Source organism: Gemmatimonas sp. (genome assembly GCF_046594945.1).
Taxonomy (GTDB): domain Bacteria; phylum Gemmatimonadota; class Gemmatimonadetes; order Gemmatimonadales; family Gemmatimonadaceae; genus Gemmatimonas.
Map to the genome: position 1 here is coordinate 46,935 of NZ_JBKJRB010000042.1, position 8,603 is coordinate 55,537.

The following is an 8,603-nucleotide window of genomic DNA, read 5'->3' on the forward strand; positions in this document are numbered from 1 at the left end:
CTATCCACGTGCAGCTATCCGTCGCCGCCGGCACAGATGTCGGGCGCATTCGGGCAGGCAACGAAGACAGCCTTTATGCGGACGCCGATCAGGAGCGAGGGCTCTTTATCGTTGCGGATGGCATGGGCGGTCACGCCGCAGGCGAAGTGGCCAGTGAGATGGCCGTGCAGATCGTTGCGCGCGACCTCACTGACGTCCGCGACCTGACCGGCAACCCGCCGCTCTCTCGTATGGCTGAAGCGCTCAAGGCCGCTAATCGGGCGATCTATGAGCGCACGATCCAGGAAGCCGACAAGCAGGGCATGGGCACGACCGCCTCCTGCATCATGATCGGGCAGGGACGTTGGATCATCGGCCACATCGGTGATTCACGCATCTACCTCCTGCGGGATGGCGCCCTTCGCCAGCTCACCAAGGACCACTCCTATGTTCAGGAGCAGGTCGACGCCGGCTTCCTCACCCCCGAGCAAGCGCGTTACCACCCCTACAGCAACGTGATTACCCGTTGCGTGGGCGCCAACGCCGCCGTCGAAGCCGACGTGCTCAACGGCGAAATCCAGAATGGCGATCTGTATCTGGTCGCCTCTGACGGCTTGACCGGCATGGTCGAGGATCCGCAGCTCAAGAAGATTCTCGAGTCGCGCCAGTCTCCGGGCCGCATGGTCGACGCGATGATCACCGAGGCGAATCGCCGCGGTGGACTCGATAACATCACGGCCGTCGTCGTCCAGGTCCTCCAGGTGCATGGCACCGGCAGCACAGGCACGACGGGCGAGCAGGCTGCCGTTTCGCATGCCTGAGGAGTCGGTCGGGGAGATTGCCGAGCTCTACCTCGGCAATCTCCTCTACGCGATCGAGCGGTGCGCGCTGTCGCTTGAGTCCGACGAGAAGCCGCTCGATGCAGCCTTTTACCGTGGCATCGGCCGCAAGCTGGCCGACGCGCACGGGCGAACGAAGCCCCGCTCACCGGACCGACCCTGATGTCCCATATGCGTCTTCGCGCCGGCCTCGTCGCCGGCCTCTCGGCGGCCTTGGTGGCCTTCGCTGCCACGCCCGCGCGGGCGGCGATGAAGGCAGCGGTCGCCAGTACGCCGGACTGCGTGATCGGGCAGGACAGCACCTTGTTGGCGCTGTTCGCCAGCGGTCAGAGCTTCCCGGACTTCCTGGCGGCCGCCAAGGCGCGACGTGAGGGCTGGATCAGCATCGCCGATGGTGCGCGGGTAAACGACGCGCTGGTGGCTCGCGCCAAGGCCGTGGGTGGTACCTGGCATTTGTTGGTGGTCGCCATTGATGCCTGCGGCGACTCCATGAACAACGTCCCGTATCTCGCCAAATTGTCGGAACTGGTACCGGGGCTCGATCTCCGCATCGTACTGCCGCTGAACGGCCGGGCGGTGCAGGATTCGCATCGCTCACTCGACGGCCGCACGGCCACGCCGACCTTCGTGCTCCTCGATGACAAGGGCAACGACGTGGGGTGCATTGTGGAGTTGCCACGCGACATCCGCGATTGGGCGCATGGCGTGCGCAGTACGGTCAGCAGCGATTCGCTACACGCCGGCATTCGCACCTTCTACGCCGCCAACCGCGGCGTGGCCATCACCACCGAAGCGGTGGAGCTGCTGGAGGCCGCGAAGGCCGGATCACCCCGTTGTGCGAGCGGTACCCGGCCGTAAGCGCTTCCGAACCGCTCACGCGAGCAGCGACGTGCCCGCGTCGAGTCGCGCCCGCACGACATCCGCGTCTTCGCGCAGCACGGCCAGCACCCGCTGTTCCGGAACGGGGGCCCGGTCAATCGTGAACACGCGCAAACGACGGGCGCTGCGATAGAGTTCGTCGCTCAGTCGGGGCAGGTTGATCGCGCCTTCCCATCCGGCCGCTGTCAGCTGCTCCACCCGACCGTCGCGACGCTGCATCGGAATGTCGAGCCCCAGCATCTGCGTTTTGGCCGGAAAGTCGAGCAGCACGGCGCCGGCCGGCAACGCCAGCTCACGCGCGAACGCATCCTCGACGCGTCGCGTGAGATGGAAGTCGCTGGCGATCCACTCGCCCACGTCGTCGCCGAGCGTGGCCGCCGGACACTCGTAGGCGCGCTTGTGCAGCCGTCGGTAGCGGAGGCCGTCCAACATCACGCGCGCCTCGGTGGGCAACGTGGGCACATCGAGATGTACCAGCAGGCCTTCGTCGGTGAAGTGTGCGACCCGATCGGAGGCCACATGTCCCGAGTCGAGTGCGACGGCGACCAATCGCTTGTACATCGCCGTCGCGCTGCGCACGGCATGATGCCAGTACACGTTGCGATACATCTGGTATTTCGCGAACAGCAATGATTCGAGCGCCGACAACCCTTTCTCATGCACGCCGACCGTACGCGAGGTGCGATCGGGGGTCTGCACGAGCACGAGAGAGTTCAGCAGGCGATCGACATCGATTTCGCCATACGGCACCCCGCACATGGTCGCATCGCGCTTGAGATACTCGATTTTGTCGAGATCGAGTGAGCCCGAGATCAGCCCCTGCAATGCGTCGGTGCTGCGACCGGTGATCAGCGCGAACACGTCGTCGGGAGCGGACGGCCCAAGCGCCTGGCGAAGCACGAGGGCGACGGGTCCCGACGTGATCAGCGGATGCGCGACCTGCTCGTGATGGGTGACGCCGATTTCCTCGAGCGCGTGCGAGAACGGGTAGTGCCCCACGTCATGCAGCAGCGCCGCCGCGCGCACGATCTGCTGTGAGCGGGCATCAATGCCCTCGAGCGCACCACGCTCTTCAAGGAGACGCAACGCGACGCCGGCAAGGTGCCAGGCCCCCAATGCATGCTCGAAGCGGGAATGCGTCGCTCCCGGATACACCAGGAAGGCGAGGCCGAGTTGGCGCACGTAGCGCAGTCGCTGCACGACCGGCGTTTCCAGCAGCGCCAGTGCGAGCGGATCGAGACGGATGTTGTTCCAGAGCGGATCGCGAAGAATCTCCATGCTGAAAGATATGAAGCGGAGTCGTCAGCGGGGCATCAGCGGGGCATCAGCGGGGCATTGGCGGGACCGCGACCGGCGTCGGGACGGACCTCGCGCGATCAGGGACAAAGCGCCACGGTCGTGTCCCCAAGGGCGAATCGGCACTGATGGTGACCGCGATGTGTTGTTCATCGGGGTCGTGAAGACTCGCCGAAGGCGTCAACGAAATCACGGCGCTCCGTGTAATTGGCTCAAGCCATCCGGCGTCGCATTTCCCTCTGAAAAGACGTCAAAATCCGCGCTTAACGCGGGTGCCGTTTCCCCGTCTATCTAGTCGTGACCCATACCTCTCTCTTTCTCAGACGGCTCCTCGGCGCCATCGGATTGCTCCTCGTGTGCAGTCTGCCATTGGCCGCGCAGGCCGTCGACATCATCCGTGGCCGTGTCATCGGCACGGATGCACAGGCGATTCCCAATGTGCTCGTCACGGCGACGACGCTGAGCGGCAACGTCAGTCGCTCGTCACGCACCGACAAGAACGGCCGCTATACGATTTCCTTCCCCGGTGGGGAAGGCGACTATTGGGTCACCTTTTCGGCCGTCGGCCTGGGCCCGCGTCGCTATCAGGTGAAGCGGACAGCGGACCAGGAAATTCTGATTGCCGACGCGCGCATGGCGCCGGCGACGATCACGCTTGATGCCGTGCAGGTCACGGAGCGGGCTGGCGCGTCGCGTACCGATACCGTGTCTGATGTGTCGGGGTCCGAAAAGTCGGTTGACGATGCCACCGCCGGATTTTTGAATGCCGATCAATTGGGTGACCTCGCCGCGATGGCGTCGGCGATTCCCGGCGTGCAGTTGCTGCTTGGTGCCGACGGTGCCGCCGACGCATTCTCGGTGTTCGGCCTGGGCGGCGACCAGAACAACACGCAGCTCAACGGGCTCAACTTCGGCGATGCCGCAGTGCCGCGTGATGCGAATGTGATGACGTCGCTGTCCACGTCGCCGTACGACGTGTCGCGCGGTGGCTTCTCCGGTGGGCAGCTGCAGGTGCGGACGCGCTCAGGCTCGAACTTTATCCGGCGCAGTCTCAGCGGCAACCTGATTACGCCCCAGATGCAGTGGCTCGACCAGACCGGTCTCGCCACGGGTCAGCAGTACACGAACATCTCGCTGGGCGGCTCGGCGTCGGGACCGATCAAGGCCGATCGTGCCTTCTTCAACTCGTCGTTCCAGTACGATCGTCGCTTGCAGGATCTGCAGACGCTCCTGAGCGAAAGCTCGCTGGGCTTCGAAACGGCCGGTGTGGCGGCCGACTCGGTGGCGCGCCTGCTCAGCATTCTCGGGACCAGCAACGTGCCGATCACGGTGGGCGGGTACTCGCCGCAGCGTATCGTGAATCGTGCCACGCTGCTCAATAGCTTCGACTACGTGCAGCCCAATTCGAATCGCGGCAACACGTTCGCGATCACGCTGTCGGGCAACTATTCGGGCACGGCGCCGGTAGGTGGTGGCGGTGGTGGCGGTGGTGGCGGTGGTGGCGGTGGTTTCGGCGGTTTCGGTGGCGGTTCGGCGAGCCTGTTCACGCCCACCCGGGACGGTACGCGCGACAGCTACGGCGGGGCCCTGCAGGCGCGTCACAGCGGCTTGCTTGGCGTCAAGGGCATCTTCACCGAAAGCACGCTCGGCTACAGCATGAGCCGTAACGAATCCGATCCGTTCGCGATACTTCCGGCCGGCACGGTTCGTGTCAATTCGCAGTTGGTCGATGGGTCGGCGGCCGTGAGCAGTCTGCTGTTCGGTGGCTCGCCCAGCCTGAACACGGCATCGAGCAACTCGTCGCTGGCGGCGAACAACACGATGTCGTGGTTCTCCAACGACAACCGTCACCGCGTGAAGCTCACCAGTGAGCTCCGTCGCGATGAGTTCTCGCAGAACGTCACGTTCAATCAGTACGGTTCGTTCAGCTACAACTCGTTGGCCGACTTGCAGGCCAACACGCCGGCGTCGTTCACCCGCACGTTGTCACCGCGCACGCGCACCGGCAGTCAGATCGTCGGCGCGATGTCGCTTGGCGACGCCTGGCGCCCCACCAATGATGTGCAGGTGCAGTTTGGCGTACGCGTTGATGGCAATCACTTCTCGCAGGGGCCGCAGTCGAACCCGGCCGTGCTGGCGGCGTTCGGCTTGGACAATGGGGAGGTGCCCAACAGGCTCTACGTGAGCCCACGCGTGGGCTTCTCGTGGACCGTGGGGCAGGCCGACCAAATGGCCCTACTCCCTGGCATGATCCGCGCGCCGCGTGCTGTGATTCGCGGTGGTGTTGGCGTGTTCCAGAATACGCCGGGCACGCAGCTCATCTCCAACGCGATCGACAACACCGGCCTCCCCTCGGCGCTGCAGCAGCTCACCTGTCTTGGCAGCGCCACACCGATTCCGAACTGGACGGCGTACGCGGTGGACGAAGCCAATATTCCACGTACCTGCGCCGACGGCACCAGCGGCACCGTGTTCGCGAACAGCTCGCCCAACATCACTCTGTTCGTGCCCGACTATCTCGCGCAGCGCTCCATTCGCGGCAACCTGCAGTGGGCGGGTGCGGTGCTCAAGAATCGCTTCATGCTTTCGGTGGACGGCACGTACTCGCGCAATCAGCGACAGCAGGGCGGTGTCGATCTCAACTTCCCCGATGTCCAGCAGTTCACGCTGGCCAACGAACTCAATCGTCCCGTATACGTGTCGCCGCTGGCGATCGTGCCGACCACGGGTGCGGTGGCGTGGCGCAATGCGCGTGTGGTCGACGCCTTCGGTCGCGTGACCGGACAGACCTCCACGCTCGAGGCGGAAAGCAAGCAGATCAACGTGAGCCTGCGTCCGGCCGTGTTCAACTCGCACTACAGCTGGAGCTTGGCCTACGTGTTGGCCGATGTGCGTGAACAGTTTCTTGGCTTCAACAGCACGGTCGGTTCGCCAACCGGTACCGAATGGTCGAGAGGCGCCTTCTTCTCGCGCCACCAGATTCAGTATTCGTTCAGCTACAACGCCTGGGATGCCGTGCGTATTTCCTGGAATGGTGGATTCCGCTCGGGCATCAACTACACGCCCACGATCAATCAGGACGTGAACGGCGACAGCTACGGCAACGATCGCGCCTTCGTCTACGATCCAGCCACCGTTTCCGACCCGGCGCTCAAGGCCGGTCTTGAGAACCTGCTGGCGACGGGTACGCAGGAGGCGGTGTCCTGTCTGCGTAGTCAGTTGGGTCAGCTCGCGGCGCGCAATTCTTGCACCGGACCGTGGAGCCTGAGCGGCAACTTGAATATCTCGTTCAACTCGCTCAAGATCGGATTGCCGCAACGCACCACCTTGCGCCTGCAGATTGCCAATCCGCTGAACGGTCTCGATCGCTTGCTGAACGGCGAATCTGGCCTGAAGGGCTGGGGCGCGACTCCGGCTCCAAGCGGTCAGCTGCTGTACGTGCGCGGTTTCGATGCCGCCTCGAACAGCTTCAAGTATGAAGTAAACGAGCGCTTCGGTTCCACGCGTCCGGCGCAAACCACGCTGCGCTCTACGCCGATGTCCATCACGATGTCGATGAGCGTCGACGTCGGTCCCACGCGCGAACAGCAACAGCTGCTGCAGCAGCTCGATCGTGGCCGTTCGCGCGCCGGCAACAAGCCGACGTTGCAGCAGCTTCGTGGTACGGCGACCTCCGGCATCATCAATCCGATGCAGCAGCTGCTCCAGCAGGCCGATACGCTCAAGCTCACACGCAAGCAGGCCGACAGTCTGGCCACGCTCAACCGCTATTTTGTGCTCCGCTCCGACAGCATTTGGAATCCGGTGACCAAGTTCCTGTCCGAGCTGCCCGATAAGTACAATCACGATGCTGCGTACGGCCGCTACAAGGACGCTCGCGAGCAGACCGTCGACATGCTCATCCTGATCGTGCCGGGCATCAAGAGCATGCTGTCGCCCGCGCAGTACCGCGTGCTTCCCACGTCACTCGCCAGTTTCCTCGACAAGCGCACGTTGCAAGGTGTGCGCTCGGGTACCGCTGGTGGTAACCAGTTCGGCGGCGGCATGGGTGGTGGTTTTGGTGGCGGCGGCGGCCGAGGAGGCAACTGATCATGTCTGAACCGATGCATCGAAATTTCTCTCGACTACCGAGCACTACTCGCATGAGCATCAGTACGAGCAAGTCGCGTACGAAGTCGGCGGCGTGGACGATGGTTGGCGTGTCGATCCTGGCCGCCACCGCATCGACCGCGTCCTCCCAGGTTTCGCCGGAGACGCCGTCCACCGCGACGGTCCCTGTCCGTGACGTCACCGCGCCGCTGGCCAAGGCTACGCGCCCGATCAATGGCGCGAACATGCTGCGCGCGCTGCCCGACGGGTCGATCTTCATCAACGACGTGCAGCGGCGTCAGCTGCTGCGCTTCGACCCCACGTTGCAGAACGTGGTCGTGGTGGCCGACACCGCGCCCGGCGCGCTGATGCCATATGGCCAGCGTCCCATCGGATTGTTGCCGTACCTCGGCGACTCATCGATCGTGGTCGATCCGGCCACACTGTCACTGGTGGTGCTCAACAAGGACGGCAAGACAGTGCGCGTGATGGCGTCGCCGCGTACGAACGACGTGAATACGCTGTCCAACATGAACCTCGGGTCGCACGCCTTCGACCAGAAGGGTCGCTTGTATTACCGGCAGGGCAACGCCGGCGGAGGTCCTGGTGGCGGTGGTATGGCGATGATGTTCGGCAGCGGTAACGATCGCGGTGGTGGTGGTCGTGGCGGTCAGCCGGGCGGGCAGGGCGGTAACAACCAGCAGCAGGGTCGGCCCGGCGCACAAGCCACGCGTCCTGCTGGTGACGATCCCGCGTTCAATACTCGTGGTGGCGGCCAGGGCGGCGGTCAGCCGTTCGGTGGTCCAGGCGGTCGCGGCTTTAATCCCCAGAGCCAGCCCGATTCGGTGCCCATCGTTCGCGTCGATTTCGATACGCGCAAGGCAGACACGGTCACGTTTGTGAAGGTGCCCAAGAACGAAACGCAGATGACGCGTGGCGAAGACGGCAGCACCAAGATCACCATCAAGATCAACCCGCTGCCACAGGCCGATGACTGGGCGCTGTTGAACGACGGTACGGTGGCCGTGATGCGTGTGCTCGACTTCCATGTCGACTACTACCGTCCCGATGGATCGCATGTGGCGTCGGACAAGCTGCCGTTCGACTGGAAGCGTATCACCGACGACGACAAGACCAAGCTGGTGGATTCGCTGCAGACGCTGGCCAAGGCGGCCACCGAGCGTGCCGCCGGCAACGCGGGCGGTGGCGGTGGATTCCGCATGTCCTTCGAGCCCGTGGCCGCAGAGAAGCTGCCCGACTACTACCCGCCCATCCGCGCCGGCACCACGCTGGCCGACTTCGATGGCAACCTGTGGGTGCTTCCGGCCACGTCGAACCTCTCGGCGCAGCTCGCGACGCAGTTCATGGGGGGCATGGGCGGCCGCGGTGGGCCCCCTGGAGCTGCCGGTGGTGCTCCGGGTGCTCCCGGTGCGGCTGGTGGTGCTCGCGGTGCTGGTGCAGGGGCCGCTGGCGCCCCGGGCGCTCCCGGCGCTCCGCGCGCCGCTGGTGACACCACGCGTG

General features: G+C 64.6%; 5 protein-coding genes and 1 pseudogene. 5 read left to right on the forward strand and 1 reads right to left on the reverse strand.

Going from position 1 to position 8,603, the window contains the following annotated elements:
• Positions 1 to 8 precede the first annotated feature (8 nt).
• Genes ACLL97_RS05200 through ACLL97_RS05210 form a run of 3 tightly spaced genes read left to right on the forward strand, consistent with a single transcriptional unit; the run spans position 9 to position 1,676 of the window.
• Positions 9 to 800 (forward strand): Stp1/IreP family PP2C-type Ser/Thr phosphatase, encoded by a 792-nt coding sequence (locus ACLL97_RS05200; protein ID WP_411279418.1) that lies wholly within the window; start codon positions 9 to 11, stop codon positions 798 to 800.
• The gene (locus ACLL97_RS05205) at positions 793 to 981 is read left to right on the forward strand and encodes a hypothetical protein (RefSeq protein WP_411279419.1); all 189 of its coding nucleotides are present in this window, start codon (positions 793 to 795) and stop codon (positions 979 to 981) included. Before ACLL97_RS05200 ends, ACLL97_RS05205 begins: the two co-directional genes overlap by 8 nt.
• Positions 981 to 1,676 (forward strand): thioredoxin family protein, encoded by a 696-nt coding sequence (locus ACLL97_RS05210; protein WP_411279420.1) that lies wholly within the window; start codon positions 981 to 983, stop codon positions 1,674 to 1,676. The genes ACLL97_RS05205 and ACLL97_RS05210 overlap by 1 nt, the downstream gene beginning before the upstream one ends.
• 15 nt (positions 1,677 to 1,691) lie before the next feature.
• On the opposite strand, the gene ACLL97_RS05215 is transcribed toward ACLL97_RS05210, so the two are convergent.
• Positions 1,692 to 2,975: an HD domain-containing protein gene (locus ACLL97_RS05215; protein ID WP_411279421.1), complete on the reverse strand. Its 1,284-nt coding sequence runs from the start codon at positions 2,973 to 2,975 to the stop codon at positions 1,692 to 1,694.
• Positions 2,976 to 3,290: 315 nt separating this feature from the next.
• Here ACLL97_RS05215 and ACLL97_RS05220 point away from each other — a divergent pair, with 315 nt between their 5' ends.
• Entirely contained in the window at positions 3,291 to 7,082 is a 3,792-nt protein-coding gene (locus ACLL97_RS05220; protein ID WP_411279422.1) for a carboxypeptidase regulatory-like domain-containing protein, read from the forward strand.
• 53 nt (positions 7,083 to 7,135) lie between these two features.
• Positions 7,136 to 8,603, forward strand: a pseudogene (locus ACLL97_RS05225) (hypothetical protein); the annotation flags it as partial.

What these genes read in the sequence shown, in the direction of transcription:
- ACLL97_RS05205 (WP_411279419.1), top strand. Translation starts at nt 793, where the DNA reads ATGCCTGAGGAGTCGGTCGGGGAGATTGCCGAGCTCTACCTCGGCAAT.
- ACLL97_RS05210 (WP_411279420.1), top strand. Translation starts at nt 981, where the DNA reads ATGTCCCATATGCGTCTTCGCGCCGGCCTCGTCGCCGGCCTCTCGGCG.
- ACLL97_RS05215 (WP_411279421.1), bottom strand. Translation starts at nt 2,975, where the DNA reads ATGGAGATTCTTCGCGATCCGCTCTGGAACAACATCCGTCTCGATCCG.